Raw genomic sequence first — 23,657 nt, 5'->3', positions numbered from 1 at the left:
GGTCCGGCTTAGGCTGGATCCGTGAACGGGCGCAGGCGGCGAACAGACCACGACGGAGCCGCCACAGCGACGTGCCCGTCGAGCCGCCAGGGGAGGCGGGCGTAGATGAGTGTGATCCGCGTGCCCAGCGCGAAGGTGGCGCTGTCGACGGCCTCGGTGTACCCGGAGCGTACGCCGGACGCCTTCGAGCTTGCGGCGCGCCTCGGGTACGACGGCGTCGAGATCATGGTGGGGCAGGACCCGGTCAGCCAGGACGTCGAGGTGCTCCAGCGACTGAGCGACCACTACTCGATGCCCGTTCTCGCCGTGCACGCCCCCTGTCTGCTGGTCACCCAGCGGGTGTGGGGCCGCGACCCATGGGTCAAACTGCAGCGGGCGCGGGACGCGGCCGAACGGCTCGGCGCCCAGACCGTGGTGGTCCATCCCCCGTTCCGGTGGCAGCGCGACTACGCCAGGGACTTCGAGGTCGGCCTCGCCCGGATGCGCGAGGAGACCGATGTCGTCTTCGCGGTGGAGAACATGTTCCCCCTCCGGGCGCGGGGCAACGAGGTCGTGCCGTACGCGCCGGACTGGAACCCGGTCGACTACGACTTTCCTCATGTGACGCTCGATCTGTCCCACACCGCCGTGTCCGGCTCCGACGCGATGGAGATGGCGGGCAAGCTCGGGGACAGGCTCGCCCACCTGCATCTCGCCGACGGCGTCGGCACCACGAACAAGGACGAGCACCTGGTGCCCGGCCGGGGCGTGCAGCCCTGCGCTCAGCTCCTCGAACGCCTCGCCGGAAACGGATACGGCGGGCTGATCGTGCTGGAGATCAACACCCGCAAGGCCATCAGCCGCACCGAGCGGATCGACGACCTGACCGAGGCGCTCGCCTTCGCCAGGCTGAACTTCGCCGCGTCCACGACGGCCACATGACCAGGGCGCGAGAAGACAGCCATCAGGTCTTCGACCGGGTGGCGGAGGCCTACGACGCGGCGCGGCCCGAGTATCCGGAAGCGCTCTATGTCGCGCTGGAGGAGTTGTCCGGCGTCCGGCTCGAGGGCGCCCGGATCGTGGACGTCGGCGCGGGAACCGGCATCTCCACCCGCGGCCTGATGGATCGAGGCGCCCAGGTCGTCGCGCTGGACCGCGGGGGCCGCATGCTGTCGCGTCTACGAGCGCGGACGGATTGCGGATCGCTGCTGGCCGACGGGAACTCGCTGCCTTTCCGCGACGGCGTGAGCGACCTGGTCACCTACGCCCAGGCCTGGCACTGGCTGGACCCGGTCCTGTCGATCGCGGAAGCCGTACGGGTGGTCACACCCCGGGGAGCGGTGGCCGGCTGGTGGAACTCCGTCGACGCGGGCAAGGCCGACTGGCTCGCGGCCTGCCAGGTGCGGCTGGCGGAATCGTGTGAGGGGTACACCGGCCCGGCGCTGCCCGGGTGGAGCATGCCGCCCATCGCGGAGGCGATGGCCGATGCGGGGCTGCGCATCGAGGAGACGTGGGTCCATTGGACGCGTGGGGTGCTCCTCGACGACTTCCTGACCGACCTGCGCTCGCACTCCTATGTCGCCATCCTCGACACGGAGGCGATGGAGGAGCTCATGGCGCGGGAGCGCGCCGAGCTGTTCAAGGTCTTCGGCGACGGAAGGATGACCGTCCCGATGCGGGTCTACCTGGCGGTGGGCCGCAGGGGCGACACAGGCGGTCGGTCGTGACGAGAGGCCCGGCCGGCGGGCGCGCGGGCGCGCCGGAGGAGCACGTGCCGGAGAAGAGGCGCCGGCCCGGACGCCGTCCCGGAGCCGCGGACACCCGCGGGGAGATCCTCACCGCGGCGCGCAGGGTCTTCGCGGAGAAGGGCTTCGACAAGGCGACGATCCGCGGCATCGCCCGTGAGGCGAGCGTCGACCCCGCGCTGGTGCACCACTACTTCGACACGAAGGACGGCATCTTCGTCGAGGCCATGCAGTTGCCGATGGACCCCGCGGTGGCGCTTCCCACGATCTTGGCCGGGCCGCGTGAGGACATCGGCGAGCGGCTCGTGCGCTTCGTCCTCACGCTGACGTCCGACCCTCAGGCGCGTGAGCCCGTCGTGGCGCTGCTGCGTACGGCGATGGCGAACGATCAGGCCGTCGCCATGATCCGTGAGTTCCTCACCCAGGCGGTGCTCGGGCGGGTGGCGGAGGTGCTGGGCATCCCGCCGATCCGGCTGGAGGTCGCCTTCGCCCAGATGTTCGGCGTGATCATGATGAGGTACATCCTCAAGCTGGAGCCGATCGCGTCCGCGGACCTCGACGAACTGGTCGAGATCCTCGCGCCCACGATCCAGCGTTACCTCGAGGGCTGAGGGCTCGCGCGATCCGGTCCAGAGCCTTGTTCTAGTATCGGAGCGTACTGGTCGTCACGCGGTGGAAGGGCATAAGTTACCGACGGGTACCATTCAGGGTGACCCGGGAGGACATGCCTGGTCACCGCGGACGGGCGGCGATCATACGGTTGGCAGCCAACGCTGGATATGGGAGGGCCCGTGCTCTGGGTAGCGATCATCGGGCTGGTCATGACCGCCATCGCGGTCACCTTGGCCGGTCGCCGCGTGCTGTTCCTCTACAGGCTCGCCACCAGCGGCCAGCCCGCCCCTGAGCGTGTCCGGTATGCCAGGGAGAACGTGGGCGCGGAGATCAAGGCCCAACTGGTCGAGGTCTTCGGGCAGAAGAAGCTGCTGAAGTGGACGCCTTCCGGCACCGCCCACTTCTTCGTCATGTGGGCGTTCTTCATCCTCGCCACCGTCTATCTCGAGGCGTACGGCGCGCTGATCCAGGGCGCGGTCACCGGTACGCCCGATTTCCACATCCCGCTCATCGGCACGTGGCCGATCCTGGGCTTCCTGCAGGACTTCATCGCGGTAGCGGCGCTCATCGGCCTGATCGTGTTCGCCGCCATCCGCGTCGCGAAGTCGCCGAAGAAGCTGGGCCGCGGGTCCCGGTTCTCCGGCTCGCACCTCGGCGGCGCCTGGCTGGTCCTCTTCATGATCTTCAACGTGATCTGGACGATGTTCCTGTTCCGCGGCGCGGCGGTCAACACGGGCAACTTCCCGTACAAGTCCGGCGCCTTCGCCTCGGACCTGGTCGCGAAGATCCTTCCGACCAGCGAGGCGCTGGAGGGCGTCGGGCTGCTGCTGCACATCGGCGTGATGCTGGTGTTCCTCGTGATCGTGGTGAACTCCAAGCACCTGCACATCTTCACGGCCCCGATGAACGTGCTGTTCTCGCGCCGCCCCGACGGGCTCGGCGGAGCGCAGGAGATGCGCAGCAACGGCAAGGTGCTCGACTTCGAGGAGGCCGACCCCGACGTCGACGTGTTCGGGCGCGGCAAGATCGAAGACACGACCTGGAAGGGCTTCCTCGACTTCTACACGTGCACGGAGTGCGGCCGCTGCCAGTCGCAGTGCCCGGCGTGGAACACCGACAAGCCCCTGTCGCCCAAGATGCTGATCCTCGACCAGCGCGACCACGCCTTCAAGGTCGCGCCTTATCTCCTGATGAGCGAGGAGCAGCGCGCCCACCAGGGCCAAGACGTCCTGGCCCTGCTCGAGAAGCCGCTGGTGGGCGAGGACGGCGTCATCCACCCCGACGTGTTGTGGTCGTGCACCAACTGCGGCGCCTGCGTCGAGCAGTGCCCCGTCGACATCGAGCACATCGACCACATCCTCGACATGCGCCGCTACCAGGTGATGATCGAGTCCTCGTTCCCCTCCGAGGCCGGCGTGATGCTGAAGAACCTCGAGAACAAGGGCAACCCGTGGGGCATGCCCGAGATGAAGCGGGCCGAGTGGATCGAGGAACTCGATTTCGAGGTCCCGATCATCGACGAGAAGATGCCGGAGGACGTCGAGTACCTCTTCTGGGTGGGCTGCGCCGGCGCTCTTGAGGACCGGGCGAAGAAGACCACCAAGGCCGTGGCGGAGTTGCTCCACATCGCGGGCGTGAAGTTCGGCGTGCTCGGCCCGATGGAGGCGTGCACGGGCGACCCGGCCCGCCGTCTGGGCATGGAGTTCCTGTTCAACATGCTCGCCCAGCAGAACATCGAGACGCTCAACGAGGCCGGCGTCAAGAAGATCGTCGCCACGTGCCCTCACTGCTTCAACACTCTGGCCAACGAGTATCCGCAGCTCGGAGGCGACTACGAGGTCGTGCACCACACGCAGCTGCTGTCGCATCTGGTCGAAGAGGGCAGGCTCACCCCGATCACCCCGATCGAGGAGAAGATCACCTACCACGACCCGTGCTTCCTCGGCCGTCACAACAAGGTGTACGCCCAGCCGCGCGACATCATGGCGAAGGTGCCCGGCGTGCAGACGCAGGAGATGCACCGCTGCAAGGACCGCGGGTTCTGCTGCGGGGCCGGTGGCGCCCGCATGTGGATGGAGGAGCGGATCGGCAAGCGCATCAACACCGAGCGCGTCGAAGAGGCGTTGACCACCGATCCCGACACCGTTTCCACGGCCTGCCCGTTCTGCCTCGTCATGCTCGGCGACGCGATCAATGAGAAGAAGACCTCGGGTCAGGCCAAGGAGTCCGTCGAAGTGGTCGACGTGGCCCAGTTGCTGATCAAATCCGTGAAGGGCATCTAGGACGCGACTTTGCAGGATTTGCGAACTATTTGTGGAATCTTCGTGTAAAGAAGGAAGAAACGCTAGTTCGCGGGGAAGGCCATGAAACCCTTTCTCCACATAACGGGAAAATCACGGTAACCTCAACGTTGGCTCGATCGACGGGGAGGGGGCTGCAGGGTGGGCGTGGTCGTCACCGGCGCTGAGGTAACACTGGCTGACGTCCTCTCTCTTCGCATGGCGATCGACGAGCCGCTCGCCGAGGGCACCCGTCTCGTGCTGCGCCATCGCGGGTCCGGTGTGGAACGCGAGGTGGCGCTCGGGACGCCGGGCGGTTCGCCCGGCGACGCCAGCGTCGCCGTGTCGCTCGCCCCGCTGTCGCTCACCACGGGCCGCTGGGACGCCTACCTCCAGGCCGACGCGACGCGCACCCGGATCCAGAGCGTCGACCCCGGTTTCTCGCTCGACAGTCTCGACGCGTACGCGCTGGGCCGCCGGACGATGGCCTACCGGGCGTACCGGACCAGGAACGGCTTCCTCGCCATCAAGATCGAGGAGGCGGAGCCGGTCGCCGACGTCCGCGCGGTGTGGTTCCGCGAGGGCAGGTTCGAGGTCACAGGACTGCTCGCCTACACCGGCCTCGACGACGACGACCGGCACCATGAGGCCAGGCTCGCGTTGCGGCACACCGACCCCGCCGCGACCGTGACGGTCGCCGCCACTGTGCAGGGGGTCCGCTTCCACGCCGCTCTGTCGTTGTGCGACGTGCTGGACGCCATCCCCGAGTCGGAGGGCGTCTGGGAGCCCTCACTCGAAGTGGACGGCGTCGACGGCCAACTGCCACTCGGCGCCAGGCTCGACGACATCGAGGGGAAACGGCGCCGCGTCCACTACCCCAGGGCGCTCGTGGACGGCGTGCCGATCATGCCGAGCTTCACCTCCGACGACGAGTTACGGCTCGAGGTGGGTGCGTGAGGATCACTTTCCTGGTTCCCTCCGCGTACAGCATGCGCGGAGACGTCAGGGCCGTCCTCAACCTCGCGGCAGAGCTGGCCGGCGGCCACGAGGTCGAGGTCGTGAGCGTCAAGCGGACCAGGGAGAAGCCCTTCTTCCCCGTCAGCCCGCGCGTCGCCATGCGCTGGCTCATGGACGTGCGGCCCGGTGTGCCCCATCTGCTGCCGCGTGGCCAGATGCGGACCGAGGTCGCGTTGTGGCGGATGCTCCGCAGCCTGCGGTCCGACGTCCTGGTGACGGCACGGCCGGGGTTGAGCGTGCAGTCGGCCAGGTACGCGCCGCGAGAGATCGTCCGCATCGCCCGGGAGTGGAACCGCCCGGTGGTGGCCGGGCCGATCCGGCGGTTCTATCCCCGCCTCGACGCGGTCGTGGCGAGCAGCGCGAGCGGCAGGGACGAATGGATCCGGCTGCTCGACGACGAACTCTCCGTCCACGCGATACCCGACGCGCTCCCGGCGGGGCCGTGGCCGCGCTCGCGGATGGACAACAGGATCGTCTGCGCGGGCGGCCGTCTCGTGCAGCAGAAGGCGTACGACAGGCTCATCCGCGCGTTCGCGATCGTCGCGGACAAACGGCCGGACTGGAGATTGCGCCTGTACGGCAGCGGCCCCGAGGACAAGCGTCTGCGCACCCTGGCCGCCGACCTCGGTCTCCACAACCACGTCTACTTCATGGGCGCCACGTCGGACCTGGCCGGAGAGTTCGCCAAGGCGTCGATCGTCGCGGTGCCGTCCCGCCAGGAGCCCCTGGGGATGACCGTGATGGAGGCGCTGAGCTGCGGGGTCCCCATCGTCGCGTTCGACTCGCCGCGCGGACCGGCGGAGTTCCTCCGGCCGGGGAAGGACAGCGTGCTCGTCGCGGAGGGTGAAGGGGAGATCGAATCGTACGCCGCGGCGCTCCTGGCACTCGTGGACGACGAGCGCCGCCGCGTGGCGCTCGCGACGGGAGCGCTCGAATCGGCGTCCGGACGCGCCTCCGACGTCATCGCCGGCCGCTGGCAGGAGCTCATGTACGGCCTGCGCTCCCGGACCTAGCCTCCGGGGAAGCCGGGTTCGATACCCGTAGCGGGTACCGTTGAGACATGCACGGCTACAGCGGCGACAAGCAGGCATACCTCGCGCGCCTTCGCCGGATCGAGGGGCAGATCCGCGGATTGCAGCGGATGGTCGAGGAGGACGCGTACTGTATCGACGTCCTCACTCAGGTCTCCGCGGCCACGCGCGCGCTCCAGGCGGTCGCGCTCGGGTTGCTGGAGGACCACATCGGGCACTGCGTCGCCGACGCCGTCAGCACGGGCGGTCCGGAGGCGGAAGCCAAGGTGAAGGAAGCTTCGGCGGCTATCGCCCGACTTGTACGGTCTTGAGAGTTATGCGCCTCTTGGGTAATTCGAACTAGTCCACACAAACCAGCCCGGACCCCGAGGGGAGTCCGGACCGGTTCTGCTGAGAATCCCTTCAGCGGCTCGCCGAAGTCCGCAATCCGAGCGCGTTGTCGAGCTCCTCCAAGGTCAGTCGGTCATCGGTGAAGTTGACGGCCTCCAGCACCTCGGCGTACAGCGCGATCTCGTCCAACGCGACACGATCGTGGACCCGGGAGTCCAGGTCATCGTGCCCCACCGCGTCGTCCTTCCTTCCGCAGCCCACACCCACCATGAGGTTACGTCGGGGCTCCTTTCCGCGACATGGCCCATCGGGACCATTCCGCGACCCCGTCGTGTCCCTCTCTGACCATTTCCCAGATAGCGAGATCACGATTCGGTGAAAAAGCCGGTGAGGTTGGGAAGAGATTGCTAAAGGAGTAGTAAGGAGGACATATCCGAATTTGACGTTTGATGTGACGTAACGCGACTACGGATACCGGTGGGATCGTCCCGATGCGCCCGTGATCACTTCACTGCCAGGCACGCAGCCGGCCGTGATCAGGTGGCAGATCAGAGAAGTCGCCGGGTCCGGCGGCGGGGAACGGGTCGTCACGCTGGTGGATCAGGAACGGCACGACGGCCGAGGAGGCCGCGAAGCCGCTCGCCGGGGGCGCCGTCCCGGTGAGCCCGCACCAGGCGAGCCCCGTGGCGTACGCGGCTCCGAGAAGGGCGGCGGCGGCCCGTCGGTCGGGTGGCACGAGCGCCGGGGGGAGCGCGTCGTCGACGGGCCAGTATCCGCGCAGAGGATGGGACGGATCCGCGAGCGCGCCGTACAGCCAATGGCGCGACTCCTCGTCCATCCACGCATAGAGGCGATTCACGGCGTCCGCGGCGGCGGGAGATCCCGCGAAACGGCCGTCGAGATCGGCGGCGAGCAGCGAGGCGGCCGCCGCCCGCGGGTCCACCCCCCGGAGCGCGGTGTACGCCAGGGCCTCGACCAGGTCGTAGAGGCTGTGCCTGAAGTGTTCTCCGGACGACACCTCGGTGAGCGTCGCGCCGATCAGATGGGGTGGGCATCGTGACAACCACGCCTGCCGTACGGCGCCGCCCGCGAGGGCGTGGCGGTCGAGCCACGGCTGGGCCAGGACGGGCTCGGCCATCGCGAGCAGGGCCTCGGCCCTGGGCCGGAACCGCGTGTCGGCCCGCAGGACGACGGCCGTGTCCCTCATCAGCCTCACGAGGCGGAGGCCGGCCTCCCCTGCCCCCGCGCCCATCCGCTCGGCGTACAGGGAGACGAGCGCGTCCAGCGACGTCGGCGGCAGCCAGCGCACCCAGTCGTCTCCGGGAAGCGGCCGGGCCAGGAACTCGCCGAACATCGACAACAACACCTCGTTGCCGTCGAAGGCGGGCGCGTAGGCACACCACATGACCGTCGCCCAGACGGCTGCGACCGGGCTGGTCACGTCTCGGGCGAACATCTCGCGGAGGCCGCCGGAAGGCAGGGGGAAGTCGTCGCGGCGAAGACCCCGATGCGCCTGCAGCAGCGCCCTGATCCCGTCGGTGATCCCATTGGGCACATCCGGGCCGACGAAGGCCTGGGTCGACCCCCGGTCGTACACGAAGTCGGGGCCGGCGGGCAGCGGGAGCGGGGGGATCACCGGGGGCGGGGGCAGGAGCCGGGCGGCCGACCGGACCTCGGGGTGGGCCGGCGGCGCCGACAGGTGCCATCGGCCGTCGGCCCGGCCGAACCGGTGCCACCGCGCGTGGGCGCCGAACAGCCAGCGCGAGCCGTCGGGGGTCTCGAGCATCCGCTGGGCCATCACCTGGGCGCGCACGTCGGCGGGGAGCGTGGTCCATCGCGGGTCGCCGACCAGAGCGCGGACATCCCGCTCCATCGCCGTGAACCCGTCCCATCGCACGCGGCAATGCTAGTTCCGGTCACCGACAGCGGAGGCGGAAGCGCGGGCCCGGCGGGCGAGTGTGAAACTTTCCCCAGCAGGGAGGGCGATGACCTGCGCTAACGCTGATGAATGCCACGTAGGCTCACATACACGTCCTGCCAGCCCTTGGCACGGACACTCCTGACGTATTCGATAGATGGTCGTGACAGAGATCCACAAGCCCGTGGCCGCTCCGGCTCCCGCGGACGCGGAGGCGACGCCGGGCGACCTGGCGGCACCCGCGCAGCACCCGACGCCCGCGCAGTCCGCGACGGGCGATGCGAGAGACGAAGCGGCGGCCGCAGCCGCGGAGCGCCGGTGGTGGCTGGGCGGCCCGGCCGACCGTACGGCACTGCTGATCTGGTTCTTCTGGCACGTGGCCACCTACGTCTACATGGTCCTCGCGGCTCCTGGGCGGACCGACGCCCCGCTGCTCGACCGGCTCACGCCCTGGGACTCCGACAACTTCATCACCATCGCGCAGCACGGCTACGACGGGTCGCCGGGGATGGCGGACGCGCCCAAGCTGAGCGCGTTCTTCCCCGGCATACCGCTGCTCCTGCGTTACCTGCACGTGTTCGTGTCCGACTGGAGCCTCGCCATCGTGCTGGTGTCGCTCGTCGCGAGCGCGGTGGTGGCGGTGGCGCTGTCCCGGCTGAGCGAGTCCTTCAGAGAGGGCACGGGAACGTGGACCGTCCTGGCGTTCTTCCTCAGCCCGTTCGCCGTGTTCATGCTGGCGGGCTACTCGGAGGCGCCGTTCCTCGCGCTGGCGATCCCCGCGTGGCTGCTCGCGCGGCGGGGCCGATGGGAGGCGGCGGCGGTCTGCGCGGCCTTCGCGTCCTCGATCCGCGTCTCGGGCCTGTTCCTCCTCGCGGGGCTGGTCATCCAGTTCCTGGTCGCGGAGAACGGTCTGCGTGGGAAGGGATGGCGGACGGCGCCGTGGCTGGCGTTGCCGGCGGTTCCCGTCCTGGCCTACATGGCCTACCTCTGGTCGCGTACGGGTGACCTGCTGGCGTGGAAGCACGCGGAGGCGGACTACTGGGGGCGCTTCGCCGAGTGGCCCTGGCAGGTCTTCGTCAACACGTGGAACCGGTCGCTCGAGGAGAGCGTCCTGAGGACGTCCTACCGCGAGGAGATCCTGGCGGCGCTCGTGCTGGCGGCGCTCGTCGTCTGGCAGGCCGTCAGGCGGCGGTGGGGGAACCTGGCCTACCTCGCGCCCCAGGCCGTCGCGCTGCTCGCGATGTCGTCGTTCTACATGTCGGTCGGCCGGGCCTCGTTGTTGTGGTGGCCGCTCTATCTCTCGGTCGGCATCGCCGGTGCGCGGAGGCCCTGGGTCTTCATGGCCTATGTGGCGGTCGCCGCGCCCGTTATGGCAATCAATGTAGGAAATTTCACCACAGGCGCATGGGTTGGATGATCCCAATTCAGCTACTGTCACCGCCTATGGGGGGATTTGTCGCTAATGACCTCCTGAGCGGATGCCCGCGGGGGCTCCCGGAGCCGGGGGGTGTGGCGCGTGCGGAAGACAGGATGGCGTCGGCGTGGCGCGGCGCTGGTGGCGGCGACGTCCGTCCTGGTCGGGGGTCTCACGGGCGTCTCGTCCGCAGGCCGGCCGGGTCCGGACCGCGTCGACGTGCGGGCGTCTGAAGGCCGGCCAGGTCCGGACCGCGTCGACGTGCCGGCGTCCGAAGGCCGGCCGGGCCCGTACCGCGTCAACGTGCTGACCTACAACGTCTGTGCGGCGAACAACAGCGACAACACCTGCACGGAGAGCCTGAAGCCCGACCGCAGGCGCGCATGGGCGGGTAAGGTCGCCGCGCTCGTCCGCCAGCGGAACGTGGACGTCGCCTCGTTCACGGAGATGTGTTACGCGCAGGTCGACCTGCTCCAGCGGAAGCTTCCGGACTATCAGATGGTGTGGTTCGGCATCGATCGGGCGCACTCGCGCGGAGGCGGAGGCGACAAGTGCCGCCGGTTCTGGGGAGACCTCACGTCCCGGACGACGCCCCCTGACAAGAAGACCTTCGGCCTGGCCCTGGCGCTCAAGGGGCGGGTCCTCGGGCAGCCGCTCCGGCGGATGCTCGCCGTGGACGCGGCGCCCAGTCCCGGCTCGAAGGTCCATCCGCGTGGACTGCTGTGCGCCACCAGCATGGTGGGCCCGCGCCGCTCGGTGAGCTGCGTGACCCACATCTCGGAGACCGAGTCGCCCCGGCAGGTGGAGGACCTGGTCGCGAGGTACGCGGGGCGGAACCCGGTGATCCTCGGCGGCGACTTCAACCGCAAGCCGGAGGATCCCCAGCTCACCGCCGTGTACGGCCGTGGCCTCGGCACGGGGAGGTACACCGAGGTGGGGGCCGGGCCGTACATGGCGCAGCGCCGGACCGGCACCCCCACGACCAGAGGCGGCCGCAAGATCGACTATGTCTTCGCGACCGAGGCGGACTTCATGGCCGCGGGCGCCGAGGTGATCAAGACCAGGCCCGAGCTGTCCGACCACCTGGTCCTGGCCGGGACCTTCATCGGGAAAGCTCGGTCGCCGCGGCGTGCCGCCGCGCCTTCGCCTGGTAGTTAGCCGGGGTGCGGGCGAAGGAGGCGCGGTCGTCGTCGGTGAGTTCGCGGACGATCCGGCCGGGGACGCCGGCCACCAGCACACCGGCGGGGATCTTCGCGCCGGGGGTGACGACCGCACCGGCGGCGATCAGCGACCCCTCCCCGACGACGGCTGCGCCCAGCACGGTCGCGCCGATTCCGACCAGCGCGCCCGAGCCGATGTGAGCGCCGTGCACCATCGCCCGGTGTCCGAGGCTCACCCGATCCTCCAGGATCGCCGGCTCGCCGGGATCGGAGTGCAGGCAGCACAGGTCCTGGATGTTGCACTCGGCGCCGACCTCGATCCGCTCGTCGTCGCCGCGCAGGACCGAGCCGTACCAGACGCTGGTGGCGCGGCCGAGCCGTACCCGCCCGACCACCACGGCCCCCGGGGCCACCCACGCCTCCGGGTGGATCATCGGCACGGCGTCGTCGTCCAGGGCTGCGATGTACGGCATGCGGGTCATGATTCCACGCGCTCCGCGGCCGCCTGAGGGCCGGTGTCCTGCAATTTTCCCCTGGGAGCTTGTGGCGTTCGGGTTGCGATGTCCGGCGGATAGCAGGAAAGTCGTGTCCTGACGTGCGTATCGCCTCTCTGTCTTCCGACCCCCAGGGCTTGTCATGACCAACCAGACCGAGAACTTCCCCGACCTCATGAGCGACGACTCCTTCGAGGTCGTCATGCGTGGATACAGTCGCCGGCAGGTCCACGACTACATGATCCGGACGCGCAACCAGATCCGGGACCTGGAGGAACGGCTCGCCCGCACCATCGACCAGGCCGAGCAGAGCCGCATCGAACTGGCCGACGCCCGCCGCAAGGTGACCGAGTCCCCGCAGAACCCGGATGAGCTGGGCGAGCGGCTGAGCCAGATCCTCAAGCTGGCCCACGAGGAGGCCGCGGCCAACAAGGAGGCGTCGGAGTCGGATGCCGCCCGCCTGCGTGACCATGCCTCCGCCGAGGCCGAGCGGCTGGTCATGATGGCACGTGAGCAGGCCGAGTCGATCAGGGCCGCCGCCCAGGAGGAGGCCGAGCGCCGGGTCGCCGACGCGACCGGCGCCGCGGAGCGCCTCCTGTCGCAGGCCGGTTCCGACGCCGAGGAGACCCTGGGCACGGCCCGCGCCGAGGCCGAGGACACTCTGCGCTCGGCCCGCGCGGAAGCCGACCGTCAGCTGACCACCGCGCGGCTGGAGTCGGAGCGGCACGTGGCCGACGCCAACGCGGAGGCGAGCGCCGCGCTGGCCGCGGCGGACAAGCGGGTCTCCGCGCTCGACGAGCACACCGGTCGCCGGGTCGTCTACCTGACCGACACGCACACCGAGGTGATGCGCCGCCTCAACGAGATCGGGTCGGTCCTCGGCGACCTGCTGCACCGCGAGGCGTCGGCGGGCGCGCTGATCGACGAGGCCGCGGTCGTTCCTCCCGCTCCGCGGTTCCGCGAGGGGCAGCAGTCGGAGGAGCCCGCGAGCGACGTTCCGGCCCAGCCGGAGCACCAGGTCGACGACCTGGGAGGTGACCCGGCCGAGGGCGCGGCCGACGCTCAGGCCGACCAGGGTGACGACCTGAACCATATGGACGACCGGGTCGAGGTCGAAAGCCTGGACGCGGCGGCCGGCAACGACGCCGGATACGGCCCGGGCCCGGTGCCCGCCCACGAGAGCATCGACATGTTCCGCCCGGTCCGCGCGGTGGACCACTCCATCGGGGACGCCCACGAGGACGTCCGGGTGATCGTTGACGACGTCCGCCATGCGGACCCCCTCGCCCCGATGGCCGTGGAGGTCGTGGATTACAGCGACGTCGACTTCGGCCGGGTCCGGCAGTCGCCCGACGATCAGGAACCGCTCCGCAACAAGTAGGAACCGGAGCACGCAAGACGAGGCCGGACCCGTGAAGGCGCCGTTGTGACTGGCACCAGTGGCGACGCCCCCACGGGAGAGCCGAGCGGAAGCCTCCGCCCCCGATAGGGTCGGAGGCTTCCGCGCTCACGGATCGGCGATCGTGGCACGTTCCTCTTGTTCACGCAGCTGACCGCGCAGCCCCTCGGGATCGTCCGCGTCGATGGTCATCGCGCATCCCGCCTCCCGCTGAGCCATGGTCAGCGGGTGATGCCGGGTAGCCCACCACCGGCCCGCGTCACTTCGCCAGATCGTCCATTCCGGAAACTCCCGGGCAATCTCGGCGAGGTGTCGGTCAAAGGACATCCGTCCACCCTTCCCTCGCCGTGTCCGGTTGTTCTTGACGTCTCTTTTCTCAAGGTGCGGGACATCTCTAGAGAAATCAATGATCGGGATGGACAGGTCAACCTTGCCCCTTGACCTACGCATCGAAGTCGTACTGGAGTACATACGATGCGGCGTCGAGAGTCATCTCATTGAGCTCGATCGGAATACCTCCGGCGGCATAGGCGAGCCGGCTGATGATGATGACCGGTGTGCCCGCCGGAAGGCCGAGCAGGCCCGCCTCCCCCGGCTGCGGCATCCGAGCGCGCACCTCCTCGGTGAAGTGCACAGGGGAGTAGCCCAGGTCGCCGAGCCTCGCGTAGACCCCGCCGGGCCCCGTGTCGGGCAGCGTCACCGCCGTGCCCTCGACGAGGTCGGCTGGAAAGTAGGAGACCGCCAACTGGACGGGACGGCCGTCCACCGAGTAGCGGCGGCGGCGCACCCAGACCTCGTCGCAGTCGAGCACCCGGGCCACCTGCTCGCTCGCCGGTGTCCGCTCGATGCTGACCTCGTCCACGGTGTAGGAGCGTCCCCGGGTGTCGGAGTCCCAGATCGCCCGGCCCTGGCCCCACTGTTCTCTGGAGAGTCTGCGGGACCCGTGCCGCCTGATCGGGCGGAACAGGCGCACATAGACACCCGATCCTCTCCTCGGTACGGCCAGGCCCTCGTTGATGAGCACGGCGAGCGCCTGTCTCGCCGTGGCCCGTGCGATGCCGTACTCGGCCATGATCGCGTTCTCGCCCGGTAGTCGATCCCCATCACTCAAGGCGCCCGACAGGATCTGATCGCGCAGCCGGTCGGCGATGCGGCGATAGATCGGGGGCTCGTGATGCACCGGGGACTCCGTCACGTTTGATCACCCTCTGTCACCAACGGGGGATTGGCGTCTACAGAGAACTTGCCCCGTCTTGTCCACGATCGCACAGAGTCTCTGGTTGGTCCCGTGCTTATTTTGAGCGGATCGTGCCCGTGTGGCGATCTCCGCGAGTTATTGCAGTCCGTAACCATGGAACGATCCCGGTCCGTATTTCACCGCTGTGCCAACACTGAGTCATTAACGCTGCGAATACGGTCCGCCCGAGGCCGGGTGCGCTGTTCCCGGACGGGTGCGGGCGGCGAACTCCCGGGACGTACGGAAGTAACCCGGCGGTAAGGGTGCGAGGCCGTCCAGGCCGACCCCATTTGTGACCATATGAAGATATTTGGGGACATAATGCAGTGAGCGAAGGAGCGACAGGTGGCCATCAGCCGTGCGGACTGCCAGACCCTCGATGAGCAGGATCCCCTCAAGGACTTCCGGGATGAATTCACCCTTCCGCCGGATGTCGTCTATCTTCTCGGCAACTCGCTCGGGGCGCTTCCCCGGCGGACCGCCGCCCGCGTCGGGCACGCGGTGGAGAGCGAGTGGGGCCGGCATCTGGGGGCGAGCTGGAACACCGCGGGCTGGTGGGACCTGCCGCAGACGACGGGTGACCGGATCGCGCCGCTGATCGGCGCCGGCCCGGGCGAGGTCCTCGCCGGCGACTCCACGTCGGTGAACATCTTCAAGGCGGTCACGGCGGCGCTGCCTCTGCGGCCGGGCCGCCGAGTGATCATCTCCGACCTCGACAACTTCCCCACCGACCGTTACGTGGTCGAGGGCGCGGCCAGGGCATTCGGCGACTACGAGATCCGCGACATCGGCACCGTGGACGGCGCGCTGAACCTGGACGAGGCTCTCGGCGACGACGTGGCGATGGTCCTGCTCTCGCAGGTCGACTACCGCACCGGTGCGATGCACGACATCGGCGCGGTGACCGCGCAGGTCCAGGCCGCCGGCGCCCTCATGGTCTGGGACCTGTGCCACAGCGCCGGCGCCGTTCCCGTCGACGTGAGCGCGGCGGACCTCGCGATCGGCTGCACCTACAAGTACCTCAACGGAGGTCCCGGCGCGCCCGCGTACATCTACGTGGCCTCCCGTCACCACCAGGACGTCCGCAACGTCATATCCGGATGGCACGGGCACGCGGCGCCGTTCGACTTCGAGCCGCACTACCGGCCCGCCGACGGGGTGCGCAGGTTCGCCTCGGGCAGCCCGCCCGTGTTGTCCTACACGGCGCTCAACGCCTCGCTCGACATCTGGGAGCGGGTCGACCTGCGGCACCTGCGCGCCAAGAGCGTGTCGATGACCTCGCTGTTCATCGACCTGGTCGACGAGATGCGCCCGGGTCTCACACTGGCGAGCCCACGCGACGCCGACCGGCGTGGCAGCCAGGTGAGCTATCGCCACTCCGACGGCTACCCGGTGGTCCGGGCGCTCGTGGACCGGGGAGTGATCGGGGACTACCGCGAACCCGACATCATCCGGTTCGGCTTCGCCCCGCTGTACCTCCGCCACGTCGACGTGTACGACGCCGCGACGACGCTCGCCGAGGTGCTGAGCAAGGAATTGTGGCGAGACGAGCAGTACCAGCGGCGGCTGACCGTCACCTGACCGGTTCTGACCCGATCTGAACGGTTCTGACCTGTTCTAACTGGTTCGCCGCTCGAGTGAGCGGCGAACCGGGTCGTCAGCGGCGTTTGGCCAGGTCGGCGACGATCTCGCCGGCCAGCGCCACGCACTTGTCGCAGATGCGGCCGGCTTCGCCGTGGACCATGTGCACCCGCGGGCCGGGACGCTGCCGGCAGAAGGAGCACGCCGCGTCGCGCTTCTTGCGGCGGTTCTCCAGCGTCCGGCCGGCGAAGGGCGGCGTGAACCGTTTGCGTGCCGCCTGCCGGGAGAAGCCGAAGCGTTCGCCGATCGTGGTCCAGGACGCGCCCGCGTCCCGGGCGTCGCGGACCGCGAGGTCGAGCAGGGTGTCGGCGTCGTCGCTGAGCTCGGTGCTGAGTGCGATCGCGGTGGAAAGGATCTCCAGCGGGTCTTCCGGGTCGGATGAGCGTGAGCGGGCCTGCGCCAGTAAATCGGGGGGCTCCATTCCGACAACCTTAGGTTGCCCAAGAAAGATCATCAAGTGCGGCCGGTCCGGCGGCGGCACGGCCCGTACGGCACGGCATAACCTGGCGGCGTGAGGATGCCGGCGGACCGGGCACGTGAGCTCTTCGCCGCCGCCCGGGTGGCCAGGCTCGCGACGGTCGGCGCGGGTGAGGCGGCCACAGCGGTGCCGAGGCTCGTGCCGGTGACCTTCGCCGTAGCCGGCGACGTCGTGGTGACCGCCGTGGACCACAAGCCGAAGACGACCACCGATCTGCGCCGTCTCCGCGACATCGCCGGGAACCCTCAGGTCTGCCTCCTGACCGACCACTACGAGGACGACTGGGAGCGGTTGTGGTGGGCCAGGGCCGACGGGCGGGCGCGCGTCGTCGAACGCGGCCCGGAGCGGGACCGCGCCGTGGAGTGGCTGGTGGCGAAGTACACCCAGTACGGCGGCCGCCCTCCGGCGGGCCCCGCCGTCCTGGTCGAGGTGACCCGCTGGTCGGGCTGGGCCTACTCGGACGGCTGAGCCCCTCGCTCGGGGCGATGTGCACATGCACACCCGATTTCTGGGACGCTGAGCTGGTGATATGGGGCAAAAGGCGACACATCACATCGGATGTGGAGAAGCCTTCCGGTCGGCGTGAGCCGTACGGCAGGCCGATGCGCTTCAGAGTGCTGGGGGCCATCGTGGGCGTGGCCACGCTTTCCGTCGCCCTGTTCGCCATCCCCCTCGCGATCTCCATGGAGCGGCTCTACCACGACGACACGACGGCGTCGCTGGACCGCAACGCCACCTGGATCGCCGCCGTCGTCCACGACGACGTCGTGCGGAACGGCGTGACCTCGATTCCCCTCCCCAGGGGTGTGCCGTCGAGGCTCACCGTCGGCTTCTTCGCCGCGAGTGGGGCCAAGCTGTCCGGCGCGGGGCCGGACATGTCGCGGATCGCGGCCGACGCCCGTGACGGGCACGTCCACGAGGGCGTCGAACGGGGCTTCCTCGTGGCCGCCGCGCCCTTCCCCTCCGACAAGAAGCTGGCCGGGTCCGTCCGGGTGGCCGTGCCGTACGAGATCGTGCGCGACCACATGTATCGTGCCTGGCTGGCCATGGCGGGGCTCGCCGTGGTCGTGATCGGGCTGGCGGCGGTCTTCGCGTTGCGGCAGTCCGCGCGGCTGGCCGCGCCCCTGGAGCATCTGACGAGGTCGGCGCAGGCTCTGGGGGCGGGTGACTTCTCCATCAGGGCGCCGCGGTCCGATGTGCGCGAGGCCGACGCCGCCGGGCTCGCACTGGAGGCGACCGCGCGGAGGCTCGGCGACGTGCTCGACCGCGAGCGGGCGTTCAGCGTCGACGTGTCCCATCAGCTCCGCACGCAGCTCACCGGCCTACTGCTGGGCCTGGAGTCGGCGCTGGGCCGTCCCGACGCGGACCTCGCGGGCGTCATCCGCACGGCGGTCGAGCGCGGCGAGCGGTTGCAGACCACGATCGAGGACCTCGTGCGCCTGACCCGCGGCGGGCACACCGGCGGACCGGAGCCGTTCGACGTGCGCGCCCTGGTGGAGGAGATCTGCGTCGACCGCCGCGCGGCGCTGGCCGAGACCGGCCGCGGCCTGACGGTCTCCGTCCCCGATGAACTGCCCGGGGTCGCCGCGTCGCCCGCGGCCGTACGGCAGATCCTCCACGTGCTGCTGGACAACGCCGCCATCCACGGCAGAGGCGAGGTCACCGTCGAGGTGTCCGATCTCGGCGACGGGGTCGCCGTCGTGGTGTCCGACCAGGGTCCGGGTGTCCCGGAGGGGGCCGACGTGTTCGCCCGGGGAGCGGGCGACGGCCACGGGATCGGCCTCGCGCTCGCACGGTCCCTCGCGGAGGCGGAAGGCGGCCGCCTCATCCTCCGGCGGGCCTCGCCTCCCGTGTTCAGTCTGCTGCTGCAGGCCAGATGATCAGAGGTCGGTCTCGTACCGGTAGCCGAGTCCCCTGAGAGTGGTGATCCGGCGGGGATCCTCGCCCTCTTCGGTCAGTTTGCGGCGCAGGGCGAAGACGTGCACGTCGAGCGTCTTGGTGGGGCCGAACCAGTTGGCGTCCCACACCTCCTCCATGAGCTGCTCCCGCGTCACGACCTCGCCCGCACGGCGCACGAGCACCGTGAGCAGGTCGAACTCCTTGGGACGCAGCATGACCTCGGTCCCGGCGACGTACGCGCGCCGGGCCGCCAGGTCCAGGCGTACCCGGCCCGCCGACATGTTGCGCTGGTCGGCCGGTACGGCCTGCCTGCGCAGGTGCGCCCGCAACCGGGCCAGCAACTCGGTCAGCCGGAACGGTTTGGTGAGGTAGTCGTCGGCCCCCGCGTCGAGCGCGACCACGACCTCGAACTCCTGGGTGCGCGCGGTCAGCACCACGATCACGGCGTACGGCATGGCGCTCCGGAGCCGTTGGCACAGAGAGACGCCGTCCACGTCGGGGAGGCCGAGGTCGAGCAGCACGAGGTCGGGAGTGACGCGCAGCGCCAGGTCGAGCGCGGTCTCACCGGTGGCCGCCAGGGCCGTCTCGTATCCGTGGTCGGCCAGCGCATCCGCCAGTTCCGAGCCGATCGCCGGATCGTCCTCCACGACCAGCACGTTGGTCATGCCGTCGATGGTAGGGGAGGCACCTGTCAGGCCTCCTGCGGCGGGTAGGGACTGCGGCCCGTCTTGATCGCGGCCACCATGCGGGCGGTGAAGTCCTGCGTCGCCGTGTGGAGCCCGTGCCCGAAGCTCACCCGGGCCACTCCGAGCTCCGCGAGCTCGGCGATGCTCGGCACGCCCGGCCGGAACAGCACGTTGACCGGGGCGCCCAGCTCTTCGACGAGCGTCCGGATCGTGCCGGGATCGCTGACGAAGATGGGGTACACGCAGTCGGCTCCGGCGCTCAGGTAGCGGCGGCCACGCTCGATCGCGTCGGCGAGCCGCTCCTCGGGCGTCCCCGACCCGTGGAGGAAGCTGTCCACCCGCGCGTTGACGACCAGGTCGGAGCCCGCCGCGATCGCCGCGGCGCGGACGCCCGCGAGGAAGTCGGCCTGCTCGCCGGCGTCGATCATCGCGCCCGTGACGGGGTCGGAGTCCTCGATGTTGCAGCCGACCGCCTCCGTGGCGCACAGGCGCTCGACCAGCTCGCCGGGCGGCAGCCCGTAGCCGCGTTCGACGTCGGCGGTCACCGGAACGCCGACGGCCGAGGCGATGCGGGCGACCGCGGCCAGCATCTCGCCGGGGGGAGTGCCCTCGCCGTCCGCGTAGCCGAGCACAGGGGCGACCGCCGCGCTGCCGGTGGCGACCACGGGGAAACCGGCCGACTCGACGATTCGCGCCGACGCCGCGTCCCAGATGTTGGGGAGCACGAGCGGGTCGCCCGGCACGTGTAACGCACGCAGTGTCGCCGCCTTGTCGGCTCTCGTTATGCTCATCGTGCTCTCGCCCTCCGTGTGCCCTCCGTGTGCCCGCCTGGCGCGGCGGCCGCTCGGAAGACCACCATACGGACAGGCGCGAACGGGGGCGCATGTGGCCGTCGGGCCCGGGGAGAGTCCCGGGGTGTCGACCGGGAATTAAGGGATCACCGGCGGTGGTTCAAGAGTCTTGAGGCGGTGTCGGTGCCACGCCGGTCCCCAGGCGTGTCTCGCCGAGGCGGATCCGGCCCCGACTCGGCGAGACTTCCAAGTAAGGAGACGTCATGGCGACGACTGACCAGGCAGAGGCGGAGCCCGCGGCCCGGCCCAAGGTCGATTTCTACTTCGATCCGATGTGCCCGTTCGCGTGGATCAGCTCCCGGTGGATCCTCGAGGTGGAGAAGCAGCGGGACATCGACCTCCGATTCCGGGTGATGAGCCTGTCGGTTCTCAACGAGAACAGGGATGAGCTTCCCCAGCAGTACCGCGACATGCTCGACAGGGGCTGGGGTCCCGTGCGGGTGTGCATCGCCGCCGCGGAGCAGCACGGCGAGGAGGTGCTCAGGGACCTCTACACCGCCATGGGCACCCGGATCCACAACCAGGGGAACAAGGACTTCGACCTGGTCGCCAAGGAGGCGCTGGCCGAGGTCGGACTGCCTGTCGAACTGGCCGACGCGGCGTCGGGCTCGGACTACGACGAGGCGCTGCGCCGCAGCCACCACGAGGGCATGGACCCGGTAGGCGAGGACGTGGGCACCCCCACCATCCACGTCGACGGCGTGGCGTTCTTCGGGCCGGTGCTGAGCCGCATCCCGCGGGGCGAGGACGCCCTGCACGTCTTCGACGGCGCGTACGCACTCGCCCGTTATCCGTATTTCTTCGAGCTGAAGCGCACCCGCACGGGCGACCTCGACTTCAGCTGACGCACTCCGGCGCCCGAGGCCCTTGGAGACGCCGAGGGTCTCGCGGCGGCGCCCACCCGGCGGCGACGGGAAGGTTGCACCGATGACCGACCTCTTGGGAGACGACCGTCCCGGCCCGGACTCCGGGCTGCTCTCTCCGGTGCGGGCGGGCGGCGCGGCCGAGCGTGCCACCGACGACCGGGCCTGGCTCCGGGCGCTGCTCGACGCCGAGGCGGCGCTGGCCCGGGCCCAGGCCCGTCTGGGGGCGGTCCCGGCCGCCGCGGCGGAGACCGTCACGCGGGTGGCGGGGGCCGGGGCGATCGACCTGGCGCGCCTGGCCGTACGCGCCCGCGAGGCGGGCAACCCGGTGGTCGCGCTGGTCGAGGAGCTGACGGCGGCCGTCGCGGCGGTGGACGCCGGCGCCGCGGAGCACGTCCACCGAGGGTCCACGAGCCAGGACATGATGGACACCGCGGCGATGCTGGTGGCCGGCCGGACCCTCGCGCTGATCCAGGCCGACCTCGATCGGACGACCGCCGCTCTGGCCCGGCTGGCCCGGAACCACCGCGACACGATCATGGTGGGACGGACGCTCGGCCGGCACGCGGTTCCCGTCACGTTCGGGCTGAAGGCGGCCGGATGGCTGCATTCCGTCGTGGCCGCCGGTGAACGGCTGAGCCGCGTACGCGCGGAGCTTCCTGCCCAGCTCGGGGGTGCGGCGGGCACGCTCGCCGCCTATCTGGAGTACGCGGGGATCGCCGGGGCGCCAGATCTGGAGTCCCATCCCGAGCGGCTGATGGCGGCCTTCGCAGCGGAGGTCGGACTGAAGGACCCGGTGCTGCCCTGGCACACGTCGCGGATCCCGCTCGCGGACCTGGCGGGCGTGCTGACGCTCACCGCCGGGGTGCTCGGGAAGATCGCGGTGGACGTCCAGTCGTTGTCGAGGACCGAGGTCGCGGAGGTCGCGGAGCCATCCGCGGCGGGTCGTGGCGGCTCGTCGGCGATGCCCCACAAGCGCAACCCCGTGCTCACGACGCTGATCCGCTCGGCGGCGATCCAGGTGCCGATGCTCGCGGCGACCCTCGGGCAGTGCATGCTCGCCGAGGACGAGCGCCCCGCCGGTGCCTGGCAGGCCGAGTGGCAACCCCTGCGGGAGTGCCTGCGCCTCGTCGGAGGCGCCGCCGAGGTGGCGGCCGAGCTCGCCGAGGGGCTCGAGGTCTTCCCGGATCGGATGCGGGCCAACCTCGAGCTCACCGGAAGCCTGATCGTGACCGAACGTCTCGCGGCCGTCCTGGCCCCGATCCTCGGCAAGGCGGCCGCCAAGCGGCTTCTCGGCGGGGCCGCCGCGAGCGCCGCGGCGACGGGCCGGCCGATCACCGATGCGCTGATGGAGATCCCCGAGGTCGCCGCGCGTCTGACCAGGGAGGACATCGCCGATCTTGTTGATCCCGCGGCATACACTGGGGCCGCTGGAACACTCGTGGACCGCGCGCTGCGGGCGTACGAGCCGGGTGAGGGATGAGGAGCTCCATGGACGGCCGCATTCTTCCCTTCGGGATGGCGCTGCCCGTCATCCAGGCGCCGATGGCCGGAGGCCCGTCCACACCCGCGCTCGCCGCGACGGTGTCGGCCGCGGGCGGGCTGGGATTCGTGGCCGCCGGATCTCGCACGGCGGCTGCCGTACGAGATGAGATCGCGGCGGTTCGCGAGAAGACGGGCGAGCCGTTCGGCGTGAACGTCTTCGTTCCCGGCCCCGATCCGGCCCGCGCGGGGGTCACCGGAGTCGAGGCGGCTCTCGCGCGTTATCGCGAGGAGCTTGCTGCGGAGGCGGAGCGGTACGGCGTAGCCCTGCCGCAGACGGTCACCTGGGACGACGACGAGTGGGAGGCGAAGATCGACCTCCTCGAGTCCGAGAGGGTCCCTGTCGTGAGCTTCATGTTCGGCTGCCCGTCCTCCGAGGTCGCGGCCCGCCTGCGGAGTGCGGGAAGCGTGGTGGTCGTCACCGTGAACACCCCCGCCGAGGCCGTCGCCGCCGCCGAGACCGGGGCGGACGCGCTGGCGGTGCAGGGGCCGGGCGCCGGAGGTCATCAGGCCGACTTCCTCCCTTCTGACTGGTCGCCACCGTCGGGGCTGCCCGAGCTCGTGGCCGAGATCCGGGGAGTCGTGGACCTTCCGCTGGCGGCGGCGGGCGGGATCATGGACGGGCGGGGCATCGCGGCCGTCCTCCGGGCGGGAGCCGTCGCCGCGCAACTCGGCACCGCGTTCCTGCGTACGCCGGAGTGCGGGGCGCATCCGGTGCACAAGGCGGCGTTGACCGACCCCGCCTTCACGGAAACCGCATTCACGCGCGCGTTCACCGGCCGCCGGGCCCGGGGCCTGCTCAACCGCTTCATGACCGAGCACGAGGGATCCGCGCCGCACCTCTACCCTCAGGTGCATCGGCTGACGACGGGGCTGCGCCGGGCGGCGGGCGAGCAGGGTGACCCGCACGGGATGTCGCTGTGGGCCGGTGTCGGCTACCGGCTTGGGCGTGATCTTCCGGCTGCCCGGCTGGTGGAGTCGCTCGCCGAGGAGACCAGGGCCGCCCTGGCCTGACCCGGGGCGCTGTACGCCCGCTTTGCCCGGTGGGTGTCGCATTTCCGGGGATTGTCCTTATTGTTGAT

General features: G+C 70.1%; 24 protein-coding genes. 16 read left to right on the top strand and 8 right to left on the bottom strand.

Going from position 1 to position 23,657, the window contains the following annotated elements:
* Window positions 1–105: 105 nt before the first annotated feature.
* The 7 genes from Psi02_RS24910 to Psi02_RS24880 all read left to right on the top strand — a co-directional run bounded on the left by Psi02_RS24910 (window position 106) and on the right by Psi02_RS24880 (window position 6,974).
* On the top strand, window positions 106–921 hold the full coding sequence (locus tag Psi02_RS24910; RefSeq protein WP_203955156.1) for a sugar phosphate isomerase/epimerase family protein: 816 nt from the start codon (window positions 106–108) through the stop codon (window positions 919–921).
* Window positions 918–1,706, top strand: a complete 789-nt coding sequence (locus tag Psi02_RS24905) for a class I SAM-dependent methyltransferase (RefSeq protein WP_203978065.1) — start codon at window positions 918–920, stop codon at window positions 1,704–1,706. Before Psi02_RS24910 ends, Psi02_RS24905 begins: the two co-directional genes overlap by 4 nt.
* The gene (locus tag Psi02_RS24900; RefSeq protein WP_239095127.1) at window positions 1,703–2,335 is read left to right on the top strand and encodes a TetR/AcrR family transcriptional regulator; all 633 of its coding nucleotides are present in this window, start codon (window positions 1,703–1,705) and stop codon (window positions 2,333–2,335) included. Before Psi02_RS24905 ends, Psi02_RS24900 begins: the two co-directional genes overlap by 4 nt.
* A gap of 180 nt (window positions 2,336–2,515) precedes the next feature.
* Entirely contained in the window at window positions 2,516–4,618 is a 2,103-nt protein-coding gene (locus Psi02_RS24895) for a (Fe-S)-binding protein (protein WP_239095126.1), read from the top strand.
* A 216-nt stretch (window positions 4,619–4,834) separates the two neighbouring features.
* A complete protein-coding gene (locus Psi02_RS24890; protein ID WP_239095125.1) occupies window positions 4,835–5,572 on the top strand; it encodes a hypothetical protein in 738 nt (245 codons plus the stop codon).
* Window positions 5,569–6,645, top strand: a complete 1,077-nt coding sequence (locus tag Psi02_RS24885; RefSeq protein WP_203978062.1) for a glycosyltransferase — start codon at window positions 5,569–5,571, stop codon at window positions 6,643–6,645. Before Psi02_RS24890 ends, Psi02_RS24885 begins: the two co-directional genes overlap by 4 nt.
* Before the next feature lie 47 nt (window positions 6,646–6,692).
* Window positions 6,693–6,974 (top strand): metal-sensitive transcriptional regulator, encoded by a 282-nt coding sequence (locus Psi02_RS24880; RefSeq protein ID WP_203955161.1) that lies wholly within the window; start codon window positions 6,693–6,695, stop codon window positions 6,972–6,974.
* 91 nt (window positions 6,975–7,065) lie between these two features.
* Here Psi02_RS24880 and Psi02_RS24875 read toward each other — a convergent pair whose 3' ends face one another.
* Both Psi02_RS24875 and Psi02_RS24870 read right to left on the bottom strand, forming a co-directional pair.
* Complete coding sequence (locus Psi02_RS24875; RefSeq protein ID WP_169806330.1) at window positions 7,066–7,227, bottom strand: hypothetical protein; 162 nt, start codon at window positions 7,225–7,227, stop codon at window positions 7,066–7,068.
* 274 nt (window positions 7,228–7,501) lie between these two features.
* The gene (locus Psi02_RS24870) at window positions 7,502–8,890 is read right to left on the bottom strand and encodes a hypothetical protein (protein WP_203978061.1); all 1,389 of its coding nucleotides are present in this window, start codon (window positions 8,888–8,890) and stop codon (window positions 7,502–7,504) included.
* A gap of 184 nt (window positions 8,891–9,074) precedes the next feature.
* On the opposite strand from Psi02_RS24870, the gene Psi02_RS24865 reads away from it, so the two are divergent.
* Window positions 9,075–10,328, top strand: a complete 1,254-nt coding sequence (locus Psi02_RS24865) for a mannosyltransferase family protein (RefSeq protein ID WP_203978060.1) — start codon at window positions 9,075–9,077, stop codon at window positions 10,326–10,328.
* Window positions 10,329–10,427: 99 nt separating this feature from the next.
* Entirely contained in the window at window positions 10,428–11,483 is a 1,056-nt protein-coding gene (locus tag Psi02_RS24860) for an endonuclease/exonuclease/phosphatase family protein (RefSeq protein ID WP_203978059.1), read from the top strand.
* Here the strand turns inward: Psi02_RS24860 and Psi02_RS24855 are convergent.
* Window positions 11,428–11,958 (bottom strand): gamma carbonic anhydrase family protein, encoded by a 531-nt coding sequence (locus Psi02_RS24855; protein ID WP_239095124.1) that lies wholly within the window; start codon window positions 11,956–11,958, stop codon window positions 11,428–11,430. The genes Psi02_RS24860 and Psi02_RS24855 overlap by 56 nt on opposite strands.
* Window positions 11,959–12,121: 163 nt before the next feature.
* Here Psi02_RS24855 and Psi02_RS24850 point away from each other — a divergent pair, with 163 nt between their 5' ends.
* Entirely contained in the window at window positions 12,122–13,360 is a 1,239-nt protein-coding gene (locus tag Psi02_RS24850) for a coiled-coil domain-containing protein (protein WP_203978057.1), read from the top strand.
* A gap of 126 nt (window positions 13,361–13,486) precedes the next feature.
* Here the strand turns inward: Psi02_RS24850 and Psi02_RS24845 are convergent, their stop codons facing one another.
* Both Psi02_RS24845 and Psi02_RS24840 read right to left on the bottom strand, forming a co-directional pair.
* Window positions 13,487–13,705, bottom strand: a complete 219-nt coding sequence (locus tag Psi02_RS24845; protein ID WP_203955167.1) for a hypothetical protein — start codon at window positions 13,703–13,705, stop codon at window positions 13,487–13,489.
* Between the two features lie 115 nt (window positions 13,706–13,820).
* Window positions 13,821–14,573: a GntR family transcriptional regulator gene (locus Psi02_RS24840; protein ID WP_203978056.1), complete on the bottom strand. Its 753-nt coding sequence runs from the start codon at window positions 14,571–14,573 to the stop codon at window positions 13,821–13,823.
* 387 nt (window positions 14,574–14,960) lie between these two features.
* Between Psi02_RS24840 and kynU the strand changes: the two genes are divergently transcribed.
* A complete protein-coding gene (gene kynU / locus Psi02_RS24835; protein WP_203978055.1) occupies window positions 14,961–16,196 on the top strand; it encodes a kynureninase in 1,236 nt (411 codons plus the stop codon).
* A gap of 76 nt (window positions 16,197–16,272) precedes the next feature.
* Here the strand turns inward: kynU and Psi02_RS24830 are convergent, their stop codons facing one another.
* Entirely contained in the window at window positions 16,273–16,677 is a 405-nt protein-coding gene (locus tag Psi02_RS24830; RefSeq protein ID WP_203978054.1) for a ClpX C4-type zinc finger protein, read from the bottom strand.
* A 96-nt stretch (window positions 16,678–16,773) separates the two neighbouring features.
* On the opposite strand from Psi02_RS24830, the gene Psi02_RS24825 reads away from it, so the two are divergent.
* Both Psi02_RS24825 and Psi02_RS24820 read left to right on the top strand, forming a co-directional pair.
* Complete coding sequence (locus Psi02_RS24825; protein WP_203978129.1) at window positions 16,774–17,202, top strand: TIGR03668 family PPOX class F420-dependent oxidoreductase; 429 nt, start codon at window positions 16,774–16,776, stop codon at window positions 17,200–17,202.
* 134 nt (window positions 17,203–17,336) lie between these two features.
* Complete coding sequence (locus tag Psi02_RS24820; RefSeq protein ID WP_239095123.1) at window positions 17,337–18,614, top strand: HAMP domain-containing sensor histidine kinase; 1,278 nt, start codon at window positions 17,337–17,339, stop codon at window positions 18,612–18,614.
* Here the strand turns inward: Psi02_RS24820 and Psi02_RS24815 are convergent, their stop codons facing one another.
* Together Psi02_RS24815 and Psi02_RS24810 are read right to left on the bottom strand one after the other, a co-directional pair.
* Window positions 18,615–19,298, bottom strand: coding sequence for a response regulator transcription factor (locus Psi02_RS24815; protein WP_203978052.1), 684 nt, complete (start codon window positions 19,296–19,298; stop codon window positions 18,615–18,617).
* Window positions 19,299–19,324: 26 nt separating this feature from the next.
* Window positions 19,325–20,110, bottom strand: coding sequence for an isocitrate lyase/PEP mutase family protein (locus tag Psi02_RS24810; protein ID WP_203978051.1), 786 nt, complete (start codon window positions 20,108–20,110; stop codon window positions 19,325–19,327).
* 263 nt (window positions 20,111–20,373) lie between these two features.
* Between Psi02_RS24810 and Psi02_RS24805 the strand changes: the two genes are divergently transcribed.
* The 3 genes from Psi02_RS24805 to Psi02_RS24795 all read left to right on the top strand — a co-directional run bounded on the left by Psi02_RS24805 (window position 20,374) and on the right by Psi02_RS24795 (window position 23,589).
* Window positions 20,374–21,015, top strand: coding sequence for a mycothiol-dependent nitroreductase Rv2466c family protein (locus Psi02_RS24805; protein ID WP_203978050.1), 642 nt, complete (start codon window positions 20,374–20,376; stop codon window positions 21,013–21,015).
* An 82-nt stretch (window positions 21,016–21,097) separates the two neighbouring features.
* Entirely contained in the window at window positions 21,098–22,516 is a 1,419-nt protein-coding gene (locus Psi02_RS24800) for a nitrosuccinate lyase (protein WP_203978049.1), read from the top strand.
* A gap of 8 nt (window positions 22,517–22,524) precedes the next feature.
* A complete protein-coding gene (locus Psi02_RS24795; RefSeq protein WP_239095122.1) occupies window positions 22,525–23,589 on the top strand; it encodes an NAD(P)H-dependent flavin oxidoreductase in 1,065 nt (354 codons plus the stop codon).
* Window positions 23,590–23,657: the final 68 nt, after the last annotated feature.

The sequence above is a fragment of the Planotetraspora silvatica genome, from assembly GCF_016863315.1.
GTDB lineage: Bacteria > Actinomycetota > Actinomycetes > Streptosporangiales > Streptosporangiaceae > Planotetraspora > Planotetraspora silvatica.
This window is presented reverse-complemented; position numbering and strand designations above follow the sequence as displayed.